Raw genomic sequence first — 18,799 nt, 5'->3', positions numbered from 1 at the left:
AAAGCGCACCCCATCGGATGCGCTTTGAACTTCTTCTTGTATTCGATTCTACCGATTCGCCCAACAAATACCACCCCTGCGCAGGGTTTGTTCTGGATACAAAACCACCCTGCTCGGAGGGTTTTAATCCATTTCCACATAAACCGAGCGGTTTAGGCAGACGGGGTCTCCGCGTCAGCGTTGCCGGTAGCCCAACGGTGATAGCCAATTACAAACGGATCCAGGTCGCCATCGTCAAGAACGGCCTCGACGTTGCTGGTCTCCACGCCCGTGCGCAGGTCCTTAACCATCTGGTACGGGTAGAGCACGTAGCTGCGGATCTGGTTGCCAAAACCAATTGTGGTCTTGGGTCCGCGAATCTCATCCAGGGCCTCGGCGCGCTTTTCGAGCTCAATCTCGTACAGGCGCGCCTTGAGGATCTGCATGCACGCGGCCTTGTTTTGAATCTGGCTGCGCTCGTTTTGGCACGTGACCACGATACCGCTGGGGAAATGCGTCACACGCACGGCGGAGTCGGTGGTGTTGACACCCTGACCGCCCGGGCCGCTTGCATGGTACACGTCGACGCGAATGTCATCGGGACTAATCTCGATATCGATATCGTCGGGCAGCACCGGAATGACCTCGACGCCGGCAAACGTAGTCTGGCGGCGCTTCTTGTCGTCGGTGGGGCTAATGCGCACCAGGCGGTGAACTCCGGCCTCGGCACGAAGCATGCCAAAGGCATCCTTGCCTTCGACGGTAAAGGTCGCGCGATCGATGCCGATAACCTCGGCCGCGGGGCAATCGTTGATGGTGACCTTCCAACCGCGGCGCTGGCAGTACTTCATGTACATCTTAAAGAGCATGAAGGTCCAGTCCTGGGCCTCCAAGCCACCCTGCCCGGGCTTGATGGTCACAATTGCGTCGCCGTGATCGAACTCGCCGGTAAACCAGCTCGCAAGTTCAAGCTCGTCGATGGCGCGGGATAGGCGCTCCGCCGTGGCGGCAGCTTCCTCTCGCAGCGCAGCGGCATCGGGATCATCGCCCATTTCCTCGGCAAGCTCCAACGCGGCGCGAGCATCGGAGAGCTCACCGCGCGCCGTATCCACGGCGGCGATGTCCTCCTTGGCGCGCGCAATCTCCTCCATCGTGGCGCGAGCGGCATCGGCGTCGTCCCAAAAACCCGGGGCGACGCTTTTGGCCTCGAGCTCCGTTACGCGGGTACGCTTCTCGTCCAAATGGAGATACGACTCGACCTCGCCGAGTCGGTCCGCAAACGCGTCCAACTCGGCGGGTGTCACCTCTAGAGTCTCGGCCATTAACGATTCCTGCCGTGGCAGTACTTGAACTTCTTACCGCTACCGCAAGGGCACAGGTCGTTGCGGCCCACGTTGACATAAGGGTCGTCGCTCTCGGACTTACGGTAGGTCGTCACCTTGCCACCGTTGTTAACGGCAGCCGGACCCCCCTGGACGGCGGTACGGGCCTGCACCTGAGCCTGCTTGCGCAGCACCGAATCGCTGTTGTCGCCATCGACATCGGCGGGACCAGAGAAGCGCGCACCCTTAAGGGCGGGCTCCTCCTTGTGCTCCACAGCCTGCGGGGCAGCCTTGATCTCAATGCGTAGAACAGTACGCAGGTAATCCTCGTACATGGTATCGACGAGCATCTGGAACGCGCCGTAGGCCTCGGTCTTGTACTCGACCAGCGGGTCGCGCTGGCCAAAGCCGCGCAGTCCGATACCGGTCTTGAGGTAGTCCATCTCCTGCAGGTAGTTCATCCAACGCGTATCGATGACGCGCAGCATGACCTGGGTATTAAGCTCGCGCATCAGGTCCTCGCCCAGACGCTCGGCCTTCATGTTGTAGCACTTCTCAACATAGGCCAGGACATCGGCAGCCAGGGCCTCAAAGTCCTCGTCGGGGAACTGAGGGGTATCGATATGCCCGGTCAGCTCCACGACCCATTTGCGCAGACCCTCAAGATCGCGCTCGCCCTCGTGGCTGTCCTTGGTGCAGAACTCCTGCACGCAGCGGTACACGGTATCGTGCATGACCTCGGTGATGTGGTCGGTCAGGTCCTTGCCATCCAGAATCTTGTTACGCTCGGCGTAGATGACCTGGCGCTGCTTGTTCATGACGTCGTCGTACTCAAGAACGCTCTTACGCATGGAGAAGTTGATGCTCTCGACCTTATGCTGGGCGCTCTCAACGGCCTTGGAGATGATCTTGTGCTGGATCGGCATGTCGTCGCCCATATCGGCCGTGACCATCATCTTGGAGACGCGGTCCATCTTGTCGCCGCCAAACAGGCGCATGAGATCGTCCTCGAGCGACAGGTAGAACTGGGTCTCGCCCGGATCGCCCTGACGGCCGGAACGGCCACGCAGCTGGTTGTCGATACGGCGGGACTCATGGCGCTCGGTGCCGATGACGGTCAGGCCGCCGGCGGCAAGCACGCGCTCGCGCTCGGCCTTGCAGGTCTCCTTGGCCTCGGCGTTAAACTGCTCGAGCTGCTCGGGCGTGACGTCCTCCATGGTCAGGCCCTCGTACTCCAGACGCTCGCGCACCAGCTCGTCGGGGTTGCCGCCCAGCAAGATGTCGGTACCACGGCCGGCCATGTTGGTAGCGATGGTCACGGCGCCATAGCGACCAGCCTGGGCCACGATATGGGCCTCGCGCTCGTGGTGCTTGGCGTTAAGGACCTCGTGCGCGATGCCGCGCTTGGTAAGGGCGGCGGACAGCTTTTCGGAGCTCTCGATGGAGACGGTGCCCACCAGGACCGGCTGGCCCTTGGCGTGACGACGCTCAACGTCGTCGGCAACGGCGTTGTACTTAGCCTGAATGGTGCGGTACACCAGGTCCTCGTGGTCAACACGCTGCACGGGTTTGTTGGGGGGAATGACCTCGACGGGCAGCTTGTAGATCTCGCGGAACTCAGCGTCCTCGGTGAGTGCCGTACCGGTCATGCCGGAGAGCTTGTCATACAGGCGGAAGTAGTTCTGCAGGGTGATGGTGGCAAGGGTCTGGTTCTCCTCGCGCACGAGCACGCCCTCTTTAGCCTCGATGGCCTGATGCAGGCCCTCGGAGTAGCGGCGGCCTTCCATGATACGGCCGGTGAACTCGTCGACGATCTTAACCTCGCCGTTGGTGACCACGTACTGCTTGTCGCGGTGGAACATGTACTGGGCCTTCAGCGCCTGCTGCAGGTGGTTGACCAGCTGGCCGGAGAGATCGGCATAGATGTCATCGATACCCAAGCGGCGCTCGATCTTTTTAAGGCCGCGCTCGGTGGCGGCGATGGTGTGCTTGGCCTCGTCCATGACGAAGTCGCCCGTGGGCTCAACGTCCTCGGTGGCGGTGAGCATGTCGTGCGAGACGTCCTCGCCGCGCTCAAGGCCGCGCACGGCGCGCGCGAAGTCCTTGTAGGTGCTGGCGGACTTGGTGCCGGCGCCCGAGATGATGAGCGGCGTTCTGGCCTCGTCGATCAGGATGGAGTCGACCTCGTCGACGATGGCGTAGTTGTGACCGCGCTGCACACGCTGCTCGGGGCGGGTGACCATGTTGTCGCGCAGGTAATCGAAGCCAAACTCGGAGTTGGTGCCATAGGTGACATCGGCCTGGTAGGCTGGGCGCTTAAGCTCGAGCGGCATGTTGTTCTGCAGCAGACCGACGGTCATACCCAGGTACTTGTAGATACGGCCCATCCACTCGGAGTCGCGCTTGGCCAGGTAGTCATTGACGGTAACGACGTGCACGCCCTTACCGGCGATAGCGTTGAGATAGCCGGCCAGCGTGGAGACGAGGGTCTTGCCTTCGCCGGTCTTCATCTCGGCGATGTGGCCCTCGTGCAGCGCCATGGCGCCGATGAGCTGTACATCAAAGTGACGCATGCCCATGGTGCGCTTGGAAGCTTCGCGCACGGTGGCAAAGGCCTCGGGGAGCATGTCATCGAGCGACTCGCCGTTGGCGTAGCGCTCACGGAACTTATCGGTCTGGGCGCGGAGCTCCTCCTCGGTCATCTTCTCAAACTGGGGCTCAAGACCGTTGATCTTGTCGACGATCTTGTAGTAGCGCTTCAGGTCCTTATCAGATCCAAAGGACAGCAACTTTGACATGAATCCCATGTGGTTTTCCTTTTTGGCCATCGCCCGCGGCATGAAACCTTGGACGAGTTAAACACAGATAAATGTACTTTAGCCAAACAAGGCGCCGCCTATGCGGTCGACCTCAACCGCCACGTAATAACTACGACCAACCTGCCAAAAAGGGACTTGCCAAAAAGGGACTGGTTTATTTTGGCAGCTTTTATCTGGGAAAACGCTGTCTCTCTGCCATTTGGTGCAAGCCAACCCATCCCCTTCGCACCAACCTGGTGCAATGGGGACGAGTTAGCTTGCGCCAATAAAAAGAAAAGGGCCGCGCACCCAAATGGATGCGCGGCCCTAATGCCATGAATGCGAGTGTTTCCGCGGCGAGCTATTTACTCAGCAGCCTCGATGGTCTCGGCCTCGGCAGCGGCCTCCTCGACGGGAGCCTCTGCGGGAGCCTCGGCGGCCTGCTTGGCAGCCTCCTCGGCAAACTTAGCGGCACGCTTGGCCTTCTCGGCAGCCTTAGCCTCAGCGGCGGCCTTGCGAGCGGCCTCGGCCTCAGCAGCCTTGGCGGCCTTGGCAGCCTTGGCCTCCTCAGCCTTCTTGAGCTGGGCGGCAGCGGCGCCACCGAACTTGTCGGCGAAGCGCTGGACGCGTCCACCGGTGTCGACGAACTTCTGCTGGCCGGTGTAGAACGGGTGGCACTCGTTGCAAAGCTCGACCTTCATCTCGGACACGGTAGCGTGCGTCTTGAAAGTGTTGCCGCAGGAGCACGTCACCGTGCACTCGACATACTGGGGATGGATACCCTGCTTCATGGTAGGACTCCTTATTAGTCAGGCGCTGGTTACCGATCAGCGCATAAGGCGTCTTGGTTTCCGACCAAGACAACAAACTCGGCTATGGTACCACGGCGCCGCACGTCCCACAAAAGGTTCACGGTCTTTGCACCAGAGCGCACAGGCGCATCTGCCCGATCGCGGCGCCAACAGGAACCGCCTGACCTGTCCAGGGTGCCAAAAATACACCCCGCGAGACAAGCGCCCCATGTTGCAGACGTGTAACGCCGCAGCAAGGGTGCCCCTTTTGGCGCCAGACAGGTACAATGATGAACACTGTACCGTAGCGGAGCGCCCCGCGCACCGCAACCACGCGAAAGGGTTTCCCATGGCCGAGATCTCGTCCTCCCGCATCGTCATCACCGTCCTTGGCAAGAACCGCCCCGGCATCGTCGCCGGCGTCACCCGTGTTCTGGGCGAGGCCAACGTCGACATCCGCGACATCACGCAGTCCATTATCGAGGACATCTTCACCATGACCATGCTGGCCGACACCGCCGAATCCAAGCTCGACTTCGCCGAGCTGCAGAAGGCCCTGGCCGAGGCAGGCGAGCTTTCGGGCGTCAACGTGTCCATTCAGCGCGAGGACGTCTTTAACTTTATGTACCGTCTGTAGCGAACAAGCCGCTCGGGGCAGCTTGACGTCATATCGTCCAAGCGCGCGGCCCCAAAGCGGACCGGAGAGGAGCGCGCATGGCCTACGACGCCAAGAAAATCTACTACCGCTTCGACGATCACCTGAGCCGCCTGGTTCTGGATTACGAGGCGAGCCGTCAGATTTCGCCCGAAAGCGAAAACCTCTACCACGGCCTGCCGACCGCCCCGTACGACGAGGGCTTGTTCGTGGAGCACAACGTCAAGCGCGGCCTGCGCAATGCCGACGGCTCGGGCGTGGTCGCGGGCCTTACCCGCATCTCGGATGTGCATGGCTACAACAAGGTCGACGGAAAGGTCGTGCCCGATCAGGGCAAACTCACGCTTCGTGGCTACAGCATCGAGGACCTGGTCAACAACGCCCAGGCCGAGGATCGCTATGGCTACGAAGAGGTCGCCTACCTGCTCATCACGGGCTCTCTGCCCAACAAAGAGGAGCTCGACGGTTTTTGCGGACGTCTGGGTGCTTTTAGGCACCTGAGCGACGAGTACGTCAAAGAGTTCCCCATGACCACGGTGTCGTCGAGCATCATGAATGTGCTTCAGCGCGCCGTGCTGCTGCTCTACGCCTTCGACGCCGAGCCCGACGCCATTACACCCGAGCACGAAATCGACGTCGCCATCTCCATGCTCGCCCGTCTCCCCCGCATCGCCGCCTTCGCGCATATGGCCTCGGTCGCCAAGCGCCGCGGCTCCGAGGTTCATGTACCGCACCCCACGCCCGGCCTCTCCACCGCCGAGACCATCCTGCAGGTGTTGCGCGGCGGCATGGCATTCACCCGCGACGAAGCCATGCTGCTCGACGTGATGCTCATGCTGCATGCCGAGCACGGCGGCGGCAACAACTCCACGTTTGCCTGCCGCGTGCTGTCCTCCTCGGCCACTGACCCGTATTCCGCCTACGCCGCGGCCATCGGCTCGCTCAAGGGCCCGCGCCACGGCGGCGCCAACGCCAAGGTCGTGTCCATGCACGAGGACATCCGTGCGCATGTCTCCAATTGGGAGGACGAGGACGAGGTCGCAGCCTACCTGGGCAAGATTCTCGACAAGCAGGCCTTCGACGGCACGGGCCTCATCTACGGTATGGGCCACGCCGTCTACACGCTGAGCGACCCGCGCGCCGAGGTGTGCCGCCGTTACGCGCGCACACTTGCCGCCAAGAAGGACCTGGGCGATGAGTTCGCGCTCATCGAGCGCATTGAGCGCCTGGCACCGCAGGTGATGCGCGACCACGGCATGACTAAGCCCATCTGCGCCAACATCGACCTGTACACAGGCTTTATCTACAAGATGCTCGGCGTACCCGAGACGCTTTTTACGCCGCTATTCGCCGTCGCCCGCATGGCCGGCTGGTCGGCACACCGCATGGAAGAGCTCTTCTGCGCGCACCGCATTATTCGCCCGGCTTATCGCCCGGTTATCGAGCCGCTTGCGTACAAGCCGCTCGCCGACCGCTAGGACGCGGACCGTTATAGAACTCGAGCGTGGCCAGGGAATCACCGCCCTCGGCCACGCTTTTTATGCCAGCAGAAAGGGCTGCATCAAATGATTGTGTTTTCCGATATGGATGGAACGCTGTTGACGAGCGACAAGCAGATGAGCGACGCCACCTGGGCGATGCTCGACGAGCTTGCGCACCGCGGTATTGAGTTTGTGCCCTGCACGGGGCGCCCGCTGTCGGGCATCTTTGAGCCCATCCTCGCCCATCCCGCCGTGCACTATGCCGTCTGCGCCAATGGCGCCAGTGTCTGGCAGCTCGACGAGGATGCGCCCACCGACACCTCACGTGCTACGCGCATTTTGAGCCGACCGCTCGACCGCGCCATCGCCCACCGCGTCCATAGCATTGCCGCCGGCCATGACGTCACCTTCGATATCTTCGCGGACGGGCAGTGCTTCCTCTCCCGCTCGCTCTACACGCGCCTGGACGAATTCTGCGGCGGCGACCCACACATCGCGGCTTCGCTCAAGCGCACACGAACACCGATCGACATGGATATCGACAGCAAGATCGACGAGGTCGAGACGCTCGAGCGCATCGCCATGTACTGGCACGACCCGGCTGATCGCGACGCCATCGCGGCGGAGCTCGACACGCTCGGAGGCATTGAGGTCACGCGTTCGTACGCCATGAATATCGAGGTCATGGGCGAGGGCGCCACCAAGGGAACGGCCCTCACGTGGCTCTGCGAGCACCTGGGCGAGCGTCTCGCCGACGCTTGGGCGTTCGGCGACAACATCAACGACATCCCCATGCTGCAGGCAGCGGGCCACGGCATGGCCATGATCAACGCCGAGCCCGAGGACCGCGAGGCCGCCGATGCCATCACCGAATATGACAACGATCACGACGGCGTCGCCCGCACCATCATGGCCGCTCTCGCCTAGTCATTGGCCAGTCACTGAGGACGTTCTTGAATGACGAGTCGTTGGGGACACTCTTCGCGAAAAAGCTGCAAGAACTGTCCCCCACTGCCGGCAGAAAAGAAACGTCCCCATCTGCCGGATTAAGCGAGACCCTCCAGCACGCGACGGAGCTCCTGCTGGACGGCGTGGTCGCGGTTACAACCCACCACGCGATCGGCCACCGCCTTGAGCGCGGGGCGCGCGTTTTCCATCGCGCAGCCCGTGCCGACAAAGCGAATGATCTCGTAGTCGTTCATCGAGTCACCAAACGCCATGACCTCGTCGCGTCCAATGCCGTAGTGTTCCGCGAGCTGCGCGATGCCCGAGGCCTTCGACACACCGGGCTGCATAGCATCGATCCACGCGTTGCCCGAAGGCGCAAAAGTAAAGAGCTGACCAAGTTCGCGCTGTAGCACGTAGGCGCTGTCCATAACGACACCGTCATCGCAAAAGATACTCGCCTTGATGATATTTACGCTGGGATCGGGCAGCTCCCAAATGCGCTCGGCATTGGGAAGGTCCTTATCGACCTCACGCACGAACTTGCACTCGTCATCGAGCAGGAAGGACTTGGTTCGGTCAAAGAGCGCAAGATGCAGATTGGGAAACGTCGCGACTGCTTGGGCGAGCTTTCGAATCGCCAGGTGCGAATACACCTCACGGTCTACCATTTTGCCGTCGGCGTAGACCTGGGCACCGTTAGCGGCGACAAAGTCCATCTTGTCGCGAACGGGCGCAAAGAACTCGCACAGGCGATCGTAGCGGCGACCTGACGATGCGGCAAAATGCACGCCATGCTCGTGTAGCGCCAGAATCAGTTCGTAGGTCTCGGGAGGCACCTGGCTGTTTTCGTCAAGCAACGTGCCGTCCATATCGGATGCAATCAGTTTAAACATGGAAAAGCTCCCTTCGGGCTTGTTGGAATCGAACGTGTATCCAATTCCAACGTACCCAAAGGGAGCTCAGGTAAGACTCCGCGGGCGCAAACGTTACAAGGACCTAGCAAATAGCTCACGCGCGTCAGAGGTCCTACGGTCGCGACGTCAGGCAGCCCGCCAAAGAGTGTCCCCGATGACTAGTCGTTTAAGAACGTCCCCGATGACTAGTCGGCGTAGGTGAAGGTTGTAACGTCGAACATGCCCTCGGGGCGGATGCGGAGCGTCGGGATGACCGGCAGGGGCAGGAAGATGATGCCCATGATGGGGTCGAGCGGCGGCTCAATACCCATGGCGCGCGCCTTGACCATAAAGTCGTCGTGCTGCGCGGCAACGTCCTCGGCCGTGCCCTCGCTCATAAGGCCACCGAGCGCCAGCGGAATGCGCGCCACGACCTCGCCGTTGCGCACCAGCACGTGGCCGCCCTGGCCCACGGCCTCAACGGCGGCCATCATATCGGCGGCGTTGTCGCCCACCACGCACACGTTGTGCGAGTCGTGGCCGATCGTGGAGGCAATGGCGCCACCCGTGATGGTGAAACCGCGCACCCAGCCGCGACCGATGTGCTTGCCGACCAGGCCCAGGCCAGCGGGGCCGTCGCCGTCGGCGCCCTCGGCCTGCAGCGACACGCCGCGGCCATGGCGCTCAATCAGCATAATGCGACGCAAGTCCTCGTCAGTCTCAGGACGAACCATGCCCGTGATGGCCTTGCCCGGCACCACGTCAATCACGGCCTCGCCCGGCTTAAAGGCATAGTCGAATACGTCGAGCGAAAGCTTCGGCAGCTTAACGGAGGCGCGCAGCTCATCGGCAAGGGCCGCAACCTCGGCCATCTCGGGTGCAATCTCGCCCACAAAGGTGCCGTCCTGCGCCACCAGAGCACCGGCGGCATATACGCGATGCGGAGCCGTGGCAAACGTCAGGTCATTGAGCACCAGCAGGTCGGCACGCTTGCCCGGGGCAATCGCACCGCGTAGCTCGTGCGGGTCGCGGCAGCCGTGATCCAGGCCAAACGCCTCGGCCGTGGAGAGGGACGCCATAGAGATAGCGACCACGGGGTCGATACCGGCCTCAATCGCCACGCGGCAGGCATTGTCGATCATGCCGGTTGCAAGCGCATCGGAAGGAGCGCGGTCGTCAGTCGCAAAGCAGCAGCGGCGGGCGGGCGCGGGATTCTCCAGCAGCATCGGCGACAGGTTGGCCAGATCATGGCTGCACGTACCTTCGCGCAGCATCACGTACATGCCGCGAGACAGCTTGTCGAGCGCCTCCTCGGGAATCGTCGACTCGTGGTCGGCGATAATGCCTGCCGCAGCATAGGCGTTGAGGTCCTTGCCGGCAACGAGCGGGGCATGACCGTCAACCTGTTTGGACGGCGTCTGGTTGGCAGCGTCGATACGAGCACAGGTCTCGGGATCGGCCATAAAGACGCCCGGCAGGTTCATCATTTCGCCCAGACCAAAGACATCACCCGGATATTCGGCAAAAAACGCCTGCATGTCAGCGGCGGTAATCACAGCGCCTGCTTGCTCATCGGGCAGCGCGGGCACGCACGAGGGCATCATGTACTTGATGGAAATGGGCGCGCGACGGCCGTCCTCGATCATAAAGCGCAGGCCGTCCAGGCCGGAAACGTTGGCGATCTCGTGGCTGTCGGCAATGGCAGTGGTGGTACCGCGCGTCGCCGCCATGCGCGCATACTCGGCAGGGCGGATGTTCGAAGACTCGATATGCAAGTGTCCGTCAATAAAACCGGGGGCAAGATAGCGGCCCTGGCAATCGATGACCTCGGCAGCCTCATACGTACCGGCGGCATCGTCGCGACCATCGTAGAGCACACCGACGATCACGCCATCCTTGACGGCAACGCTACCGGGCGCCACGCGCTGGCCGTACACATCGACAATCTGTGCGTTGGCAAACAGCGTGTCAACGGGCACACGACCCTCGGCGGCCTCGATCACAGATCTCATGACCTCAACGGACATACATACTCCTTTAACCGTAGAAAAAAGCTGCGGAGCGGACAGGCCTTCACCGCAGCAAACCAATAGCCATTGTATGCCCAAAAGGAGGAGCGGCGGCACACCTCTCCGCTTAACGGCACCGCCAAATGATCCCTTGGGGACGGAGAAAAAAGTTGCGGTGGAATAGTTCCTGCCTGGGCGCCCGTATGGCATTTTTAGGAACTATTTCACCGCAACTCAAAGGGCCGCAGTCGGGAACCCCGGCTGCGGCCCTATTGCACATGTTAGGTTGACCTACTTGCTAGACCAATTTAAAGCCCTTGCGCTTGCCTACGGAGAGGGTGTCGCCCAGTTTGAGGGCGCTGGGGTCGATGTTGTAGCTCTTGGGAGCCACGGCCTTGCCGTTGATCTTGACGCCGCCGCCGTCGATGTCGCGGCGGGCCTGACCGGCGCTGGCCGAAAGGCCCAGGTCCTTGAGCAGGCCGGCGAGGTAGATCTGGCCCTCGTCGTTGACGGTCAGCTCAATATGCTTCTCGGGGAAGTCGGCGAGCTGGCCCTCCTTGAACACGCGGTCGAACTCGGCCTGAGCCTCGTCGCCGGCACCGGCGCCATGGTAGGTGTCGCACAGGTCGCGGCCCAGAGCGCGCTTGAGCTCATAGGGATCGGCGGAGCCGTCGGCCAGAGCAGCGTCGATCTTGTCGACCTCGGCCGGGGTGAGCGAGCTCGCCAGGCGGTAGTACTTGCCGATCATCTCGTCGGGGATGGACATGGTCTTGCCGAACATATCCTTGGGCGCGTCGGTCAGGCCGATGTAGTTACCGTAGGACTTGGACATCTTACGGACGCCATCAGTGCCCTCGAGCAGCGGCATGGTGAGCGCGATCTGGGGCTCCATGCCCATCTTCTCCATGAGCTCACGGCCGGCGAGCAGGTTGAAGAGCTGATCGGTGCCGCCCATCTCCACGTCGGCCTTGATCTGCACGGAGTCGAAAGCCTGCATCACGGGATACAGGAACTCATGCAGGGCGATCGGCGTCTGAGACTGGTAGCGCTTGGTAAAGTCGTCGCGCTCGAGAATACGGGCGACGGTGAACTTGGAGCACACCTGCAGCAGACCGGCCAGATCCATCGACAAGATCCAGTCGCCGTTGTGCACGATGGTGGTCTTCTCGGGATCCAGGATCTTCATGGCCTGGCTCACGTAGGTCTCGGCATTGGCCTCGATCTGCTCCTGCGAAAGCTGCGGGCGAGTGGAATTCTTGCCCGAGGGATCGCCAATCAGCGCAGTACCGTTGCCGATGATGAGGGTGACGTTGTGACCCAGGTCCTGGAACTGACGCATCTTGCGCAGCGGCACGGCGTGGCCCAGGTGCAGGTCGGGACTGGTGGGATCGACGCCGAGCTTGATGTTGAGGGGCTCGCCCTTCTCAAGCTTCTTGCGAAGGTCGGCCTCGGGAACGATCTGCGCGGCGCCCGAGGTGATGATACGCATTTGCTCGTCAACAGACAGCATTGGGTATCCTCCTTTTGCTATAGCACCCTCGCCGAAAACGGCGGTGCTGGAAGTCCATAAACTCTCTTATGATAACAAACTGACGCGACGCAGCACCTACGACAGGAAAATCCTCGTCCTGCCGCATGCGTCGATGGCAACTGGCAGACGTGTACCGTCACGCTCGACCAGATAGCGCACCTGCCGACGACGCAAGCAGTCGCGGCAACGGACCCGCCCCGTCGCATCGGTGGCGCAGACGCCCTCGGCGGTCAGCAGGCAGTGCTCGCACACCATGAGCTCGGGACGGTCGGCGTCGACCGGACCCAAGACGCCGGGTTCAGCAGCCAGCTCGGCAATACGCTCCCTATCATTGCTGAGCAGCTCGGCAGGCAAGTATACCCACCTCGCGCCAAGCCCGCGCAGCCAGGTAAGCGTGGCCCGATTGGCGCAGAACGCCGGCGCCGCCACGTCAAACGCCGTGCCCAGCTCGCGAGCCATCGCCACCTGCCCCAGGTTGCGGCAGACAACGCGCCCGGTACGTTGCATAAGCGCCCGAGTCCGCTCGGCGTCGCCTGCGCGGCACACTTCGTCGAGCACCACTGTCGCATCGGACAGATCCCGCTCATCGCGCGGATCCACATCCATCAGCTCCCAGGCAAAGACCATACGAGCAAAAGCCTCGCGCTTTGCCGGCTCCGCCGACCCCGCCAACTCCGTCGGCACGTCGCCATCTGCCAGAACGCCCTCAAACGGCAGCACCTCAACGGACCGCTCAGCAGGCGCGACCGCATCTGCCTCGACCCGCATGCGCTCCAACACCGTTGCCGTCTGCCCCAGCACGCCGGCACTGCGAATCAGATAGACCTCGCAGCCCGCGTCCACCTTGCGTTTGCAATGCACGACGATACGCTCTCCCGCAGCGGCATCCACGGGGCAAGGCACCTGGGGCCAGCGCTTGGGCACATCGGGGCGTGCATCGGCACCCGGATAGAACCGGATCTCGAGCGTGTCGCCCGCGGCCACGGCGGCATCGAGCTCGACGGTCACCTCTTCGTGACCCACCGTCACCAAGTGGCCCACGCGCACGCCCTGGTTAATCGCACGCTCAAAGCTCATGAGCTCAGCACCCGATCGCCCCCGCAGATACGCATCGGTAAACCCGCGGTTGAACGACCTGCCCAGCTCGCGCTCGAGCGCCGACACGGCAGCGGCATCCCACGCGCCATCGCGCAGCATATCGAGTGCACGACGCCACACCCGCACCACGTTGAACACGTAGTCGGGGTTTTTCATGCGACCCTCGATCTTGAGCGACGCCACCCCGGCCCCAACAAGCTCGGGCAGGTGCGCAATGCCCAGATAGTCGCGCGGGCACAGCAGACGATCGCCCTCCACGGAAACGACGCTCTCCCCCGCCTCGTCCACCAGGTCGTACGCCAAGCGACACGGCTGCGTACAGTCGCCGCGCATCGCCGATCGTCCACGCCGCAGGGCCGAAAACTCACAGGCGCCCGAATATCCAATGCAAATCGCGCCGTGGCAGAACACCTCGATAGGCACGCCGGTAGCACACAGGGCGGCAATCTCGTCGACCGCCAGCTCGCGGGCGGTCGTCACGCGCTCGACCCTGAGCTCGTCGGCAGCCAGGCGCACGGCGCCTTCGCTATGGACGCCCGTCTGCGTGGACAGGTGAATCTCGACCCCGGGAATCGCCGCGTACAACGCGCAGGCCAGACCGGCATCTGCCACGATCAAGGCATCGGCACCCAACCCATGCGCGTGCGCCCCCAGCGCCACCGCGTCGGCCAACTCGTCATCGAACACAAACACGTTGAGCGTCACGTATACACGCACGCCGTTCGCATGCGCCACGGCGCAGCCGCGCAAAAACTCGTCGTCGGTAAAGCCGTGTGCGCTCACGCGGGCGTTAAACCCACCCAGGCCCGCATAGATGGCATCGGCGCCCGCTGCGATCGCCGCGAGCATCTGATCGAGTCCGCCGGCAGGCGCCAGCAGCTCGGGCAGCGCCACCTCGGCAGCCCCCGGCTCGTTATCGCATTGTCCACTCGGCCCCATCGTCCGAATCGCCATCGGCAAACTCCTTACCAACAAGGTATGCATTCACTCTGAAAAATGCCGTCATCCAGCATACACGAGGCCTCGCGCGCCTCGTTTGGTTTATCGTGTAATAACTTATGTCCATCCTGCCCGGCAGCATACCTGCCGCCTGGCACAACATACCTGGAGGTCAATATATGGGTCCTCGCCAACGACAGGGGCGCGGTCGCTCTAAGACGCATGCCCTTCCCATGATCTTGCTCTCGTTTTTGGGCTTTCTGCTTATCGCGGGCGTAGCGTTTGGCATCGGCATGATCGGCAACGTCAACCGCTGGCTGTCCGATCTGCCCGACTACACCGACGCCAATGCTTACCTGGTAAGTGAGCCCACCGACATCGTCGACTGCAACGGCAATACCATTGCGAGCTTCTACACGCAAAACCGCAAGTCCATTACCAAGGACCAGGTGTCCCCGTACGTGCTGCAGGGCACTGTCGACGTTGAGGACGAGCGCTTCTACGAGCATGGCGGCATCGACCTCTGGGGCATTGCACGCGCATCGGTGGCAACCCTCACCGGTGGCCACGAGGGCGCATCGACCATCACCCAGCAGCTGGTTCGCAACACCATCTTGCAGGAGGAACAATTCGACTCGACCATCGAGCGTAAGGTGCGCGAGGCCTATATCGCCATCAAGATGGAGGATATGTACTCCAAAGACGAGATCCTCATGATGTACCTCAACACCATCTACTACGGCCATGGAGCATATGGCATCGAGGCCGCCGCCGAGACCTATCTGTCCAAAACCGCCGCCGACCTCACCCTGAGCGAGGCCGCGCTGCTCATCGGCCTTCCCAACTCGCCCTCGCAGTACGACCCCACGGTTAATCCCGACTTGGCGCTGTCCCGCCGCAATAAGGTTCTGGACAACATGCTGCGTCTGGGCCACATCACGCAGGAAGAGCACGATGCCGCACAGGCTGAGCCCATCACGCTTAACGTGACCGAGATTTCGGGCAGTGGCGTCGATGTGTACTCTCAGCCCTACTTTGTCTCCTACGTTAAGCAGTTGCTTGAGCAGGAGTTCTCCACCGACGTGCTCTTTAAGGGCGGTCTGACCGTCAAGACCACCATCGACCCCACCATGCAGCAGGTGGCCGAGGAGGCTGTGCGCTCGCAGCTCGACACGCTTTCGCTCGACGGCCTGGACATGGGCATGGTCGTCGTTGACCCCAAGACCGGCTACATCAAGTGCATGGTAGGCGGCTACGACTACAACGCCGACGAGAATCACGTGAACCACGCTACGGCAAAGCGCCCCGTGGGCTCCACGTTTAAGGCCTTTACGCTGGCAACTGCCATCCAAAACGGTATGAACCCCAACGTCACCCTCAACTGCAACTCGCCGCTCAAGGCCAAGGGCACCACGACCGAGGTGCAAAACTACGGCAACCAGAGCTATGGCAACATCACGCTTAAGCAGGCAACGGCATACTCATCCAACACCGGCTACATTCAGGTGGCCGAAGCCATCGGCAATGACAAGATCATATCGCTCGTCAAAAAGCTTGGCATCGATCCCGCCAAGGACAATATCGAGGACGTTCCCGTCATGACGCTCGGCACCGGGTCCATCTCACCGCTCGAGATGGCATCTGCCTACGCAACGTTTGCCAACGGTGGCTACTACCGTCAGCCCATCGCCATTACCGAGATCGACTCGCGTACCGGCTCGGTTCTGTACCAGCACACCGACAATCCCACGCAGGTGCTCACCGAAGGCGAGGCTGCCGCGGTTACCGATGTTCTATCCGGCGTCATGCAGGGCAGCGGCACGGGTGCCGCCGGCGCGCTGAACGTCAACCAGCCCTATGCCGGCAAGACGGGCACCACTGACAACACCACCAACCTGTGGTTCTGCGGCTTCACGCCGCAACTGACATGCGCCCTGTGGACCGGTTATTCCGCAGGCGAGATTCCCATCCAAAAGTACGGTTCGGACCTGCTGGGCGACAGCACCAACCTGCCCGTCTTTAAGAAGTTCATGAACACCGTTCTTGCGGGCACCGAGCGCGAGGAATTCCAGACCGGAACGGCTCCCACGTACAAGAACAATAGCGTCTGGAAGTTCTACGGCACTAGCAACGCCAAGAAGTCGGAGGACAAAGACGACAAAGACGAGGGAGCAACCACCACGACGACTACCACCACGACGACCGAGACCACGGGTGGCGATACGACCGGCGGCAACGGTACCACCGGCGGAGACGGTACGACCGGCGGCGGCGACGGTAGCGGCGGCGAGGGCGGCTCTCCTACCCCCACCCCTACTCCCACGCCCACACCCGATCCTACGCCTACCCCCGATCCTACGCCCACGCCCGACCCCTCTACGGGCCAGTAAGCGCAAAAAACGACTGACACCAAGGCGCCCGAGCAGCATATACGCTGCTCGGGCGCTTCTTTATTTCGGCAGATACCACAAGATGCCACGACGGCCCCGGCTACAGGACCGATAGAACAACAGGCACTGGTATGCAAAAAGGGCGCTGACCTTTATCAACGCCCTCGGCAATTACCTATAGCAACAAACGGCACAGCAGCAGAGCCGCGCATCCCCTACTTATGAGAGTTACTCAGCTTGTTGATGAGTGCCTCAAGACGTTCGCCGTCCTCGGCCGTCTGCGCAATGACTAAGATCGTGTCGTTGCCGGCAAGCGAGCCAAGCACGTCGGGCAGCTCCGCGGCATCGACCGCTGCGGCAATACCAGAAGCCGTACCGGGCTGTGCCTTGATCATAACCAGATTATCGGTGCGCAGTACGCCGGTAACCAGCTCGGAAACCATGCGCTGCAGATGCAGGTCCTCGGCAAGGACATAGATGCCCTCGGGGAGCTTACGCAGTCCCATGTCCGCGATGTCGCGCGAAACGGTCGCCTGCGTGCAATCGAAACCCATGGCGCGAAGCTCGTCTACCAAAACGCGCTGCGTACGTACGTCCTTATTGCGAACAATATCTCTGATGGCATCCTGGCGCCCATTGCGTTTTTTGGCCATACAAAACCTCACTCCAAAAGATGGCGGAGACAATCAATCAGTGATTGAATAGTTTAACGCTATTTGAAGGCTTTTGTGTATAAGAACGCATTTCGAAACAATTCTATGCAAGTTTGTTTCGAAATGAGCCGTTTAGGCGGTTTTTGCGCCCGTCCGGTTAAGAAAAGCTGCCAGATGCGTACACATCACGCAGCGCGCGGGCTTGGCGCTGGCGATCGGCCCAAACAACAGACCGAGCCCCCGATGGTTATCCTTGAGCGCGGCGACCATCTGACGGGTTCGAGGCGCATCGAGCATATCACGCATGCGGGCGGAACGCTCGATTGACGACACCCCATGCGGGCTCAGACACAAATTCTCGATGCAGGCGACCAGTCCGGCAAAGTAGAACTTTTGGCTTGCCAGCTTGAGCCGACCACCGCTGTCTGCTTCCGAGAGTGAGTCCGCAAGCTCGTCGAGCGCTCGAGTGTCATCGGATACCTTGGCATACATGGTGGGATCAAAGGCATCTGTAAGTTTAGGTGCCGCCGTGTGGAAACAAGCATCGCCGCAGCCGGACACGCATCGTGTCTGCGAAAGCGCGCATGCCATAAACCCAACTGTGCGAAACACCTTGTCGCACAAAAGGCATGCCTCAAACAGCGAGCGGCTGTACATCACACCAGAGGTCTGAACGACTAGGCCGCCTAAAATCAACTGAGGCAGCCCGGCCACCATCGAAGATTTGCTATCAATGGAAATATGAGCAGCATCCAAGACGCGCGAATGGCGCTCTCGATGTGCATCATAGCGGTCGAGCGACACCGTGGGGAGCACTATGTCTGCCGTAGTATCGCACGCGATATTGACCATCTTGGAAAGGGACTGCGGAGCAAACCACTCATCGGCGTTCATAGCGATGATTTGAGAGCCGCGCGAGGCAGCAAAACCGGCACGAAGACAAGCGCCGCGCTTCGCGTCCTCGACGTCAATCAAATCAATATGGATGTCTCTGTCGGCAGCAACTTCGAGCGAATGGCGCACACCAGCTACCACGCCGCGGCAAACGACGACAATCTGCAAATCGTAGAGGTCTTGGTTCTGGATGCTCTCGAGAGCGCGCATCGTATAACTGGGCGAACCCTCAACAATCAGGATCACCGAAAGTCGCGGATGCGAACCACGTCGAACCAAGTTTTCCGTCCTCTCGACAGCTAGTAACAAACTGTCGTTCATGGTACACCCCGTTAATTAATGCGGGCGGTCGCCCGTCGCGATGCACGTCAAGAACAGATGTTGCACACGCCCCGCCCACAGGCGCCGCACACAAAGA

The 18,799-nt window shown here is 61.4% G+C and carries 13 protein-coding genes; 4 read left to right on the top strand and 9 right to left on the bottom strand.

Going from position 1 to position 18,799, the window contains the following annotated elements:
• Positions 1-152 precede the first annotated feature (152 nt).
• The 3 genes from prfB to rpmE form a co-directional block, all read right to left on the bottom strand.
• Positions 153-1,301 carry a peptide chain release factor 2 gene (prfB, locus tag NBH09_RS00930; RefSeq protein WP_250786789.1) on the bottom strand — a complete coding sequence of 383 codons (1,149 nt, stop codon included), beginning with the start codon at positions 1,299-1,301 and terminating at the stop codon, positions 153-155.
• The gene (secA, locus tag NBH09_RS00925; protein WP_250786788.1) at positions 1,301-4,108 is read right to left on the bottom strand and encodes a preprotein translocase subunit SecA; all 2,808 of its coding nucleotides are present in this window, start codon (positions 4,106-4,108) and stop codon (positions 1,301-1,303) included. Before secA ends, prfB begins: the two co-directional genes overlap by 1 nt.
• 356 nt (positions 4,109-4,464) lie before the next feature.
• On the bottom strand, positions 4,465-4,890 hold the full coding sequence (rpmE, locus tag NBH09_RS00920) for a 50S ribosomal protein L31 (RefSeq protein WP_195364312.1): 426 nt from the start codon (positions 4,888-4,890) through the stop codon (positions 4,465-4,467).
• A 349-nt stretch (positions 4,891-5,239) separates the two neighbouring features.
• On the opposite strand from rpmE, the gene NBH09_RS00915 reads away from it, so the two are divergent.
• From NBH09_RS00915 to NBH09_RS00905, 3 genes are all read left to right on the top strand, one after another.
• The gene (locus NBH09_RS00915; RefSeq protein WP_006235289.1) at positions 5,240-5,527 is read left to right on the top strand and encodes an ACT domain-containing protein; all 288 of its coding nucleotides are present in this window, start codon (positions 5,240-5,242) and stop codon (positions 5,525-5,527) included.
• A 77-nt stretch (positions 5,528-5,604) separates the two neighbouring features.
• On the top strand, positions 5,605-7,023 hold the full coding sequence (locus tag NBH09_RS00910; RefSeq protein ID WP_250786787.1) for a citrate synthase: 1,419 nt from the start codon (positions 5,605-5,607) through the stop codon (positions 7,021-7,023).
• A gap of 87 nt (positions 7,024-7,110) precedes the next feature.
• Positions 7,111-7,953, top strand: coding sequence for a Cof-type HAD-IIB family hydrolase (locus tag NBH09_RS00905; RefSeq protein ID WP_250786786.1), 843 nt, complete (start codon positions 7,111-7,113; stop codon positions 7,951-7,953).
• A gap of 119 nt (positions 7,954-8,072) precedes the next feature.
• Here the strand turns inward: NBH09_RS00905 and NBH09_RS00900 are convergent, their stop codons facing one another.
• The 4 genes from NBH09_RS00900 to NBH09_RS00885 form a co-directional block, all read right to left on the bottom strand.
• Positions 8,073-8,867 (bottom strand): Cof-type HAD-IIB family hydrolase, encoded by a 795-nt coding sequence (locus NBH09_RS00900; RefSeq protein WP_250786785.1) that lies wholly within the window; start codon positions 8,865-8,867, stop codon positions 8,073-8,075.
• A gap of 206 nt (positions 8,868-9,073) precedes the next feature.
• A complete protein-coding gene (locus NBH09_RS00895; RefSeq protein WP_250786784.1) occupies positions 9,074-10,894 on the bottom strand; it encodes an adenine deaminase in 1,821 nt (606 codons plus the stop codon).
• Positions 10,895-11,174: 280 nt separating this feature from the next.
• The gene (gene tyrS, locus NBH09_RS00890) at positions 11,175-12,386 is read right to left on the bottom strand and encodes a tyrosine--tRNA ligase (RefSeq protein WP_118079442.1); all 1,212 of its coding nucleotides are present in this window, start codon (positions 12,384-12,386) and stop codon (positions 11,175-11,177) included.
• A gap of 96 nt (positions 12,387-12,482) precedes the next feature.
• The gene (locus tag NBH09_RS00885; RefSeq protein WP_250786783.1) at positions 12,483-14,459 is read right to left on the bottom strand and encodes a peptidase U32 family protein; all 1,977 of its coding nucleotides are present in this window, start codon (positions 14,457-14,459) and stop codon (positions 12,483-12,485) included.
• 164 nt (positions 14,460-14,623) lie between these two features.
• Between NBH09_RS00885 and NBH09_RS00880 the strand changes: the two genes are divergently transcribed.
• Complete coding sequence (locus NBH09_RS00880) at positions 14,624-16,834, top strand: transglycosylase domain-containing protein (protein ID WP_250786782.1); 2,211 nt, start codon at positions 14,624-14,626, stop codon at positions 16,832-16,834.
• Positions 16,835-17,049: 215 nt separating this feature from the next.
• Here NBH09_RS00880 and NBH09_RS00875 read toward each other — a convergent pair whose 3' ends face one another.
• A complete protein-coding gene (locus tag NBH09_RS00875; RefSeq protein ID WP_022094272.1) occupies positions 17,050-17,487 on the bottom strand; it encodes an arginine repressor in 438 nt (145 codons plus the stop codon).
• 132 nt (positions 17,488-17,619) lie between these two features.
• Positions 17,620-18,660: a glycosyltransferase family 2 protein gene (locus NBH09_RS00870; protein ID WP_250786781.1), complete on the bottom strand. Its 1,041-nt coding sequence runs from the start codon at positions 18,658-18,660 to the stop codon at positions 17,620-17,622.
• Positions 18,661-18,799 lie beyond the last annotated feature (139 nt).

This window comes from Collinsella sp. BG-O-102, assembly GCF_023656745.1.
Lineage (GTDB): Bacteria > Actinomycetota > Coriobacteriia > Coriobacteriales > Coriobacteriaceae > Collinsella.
This window is presented reverse-complemented; position numbering and strand designations above follow the sequence as displayed.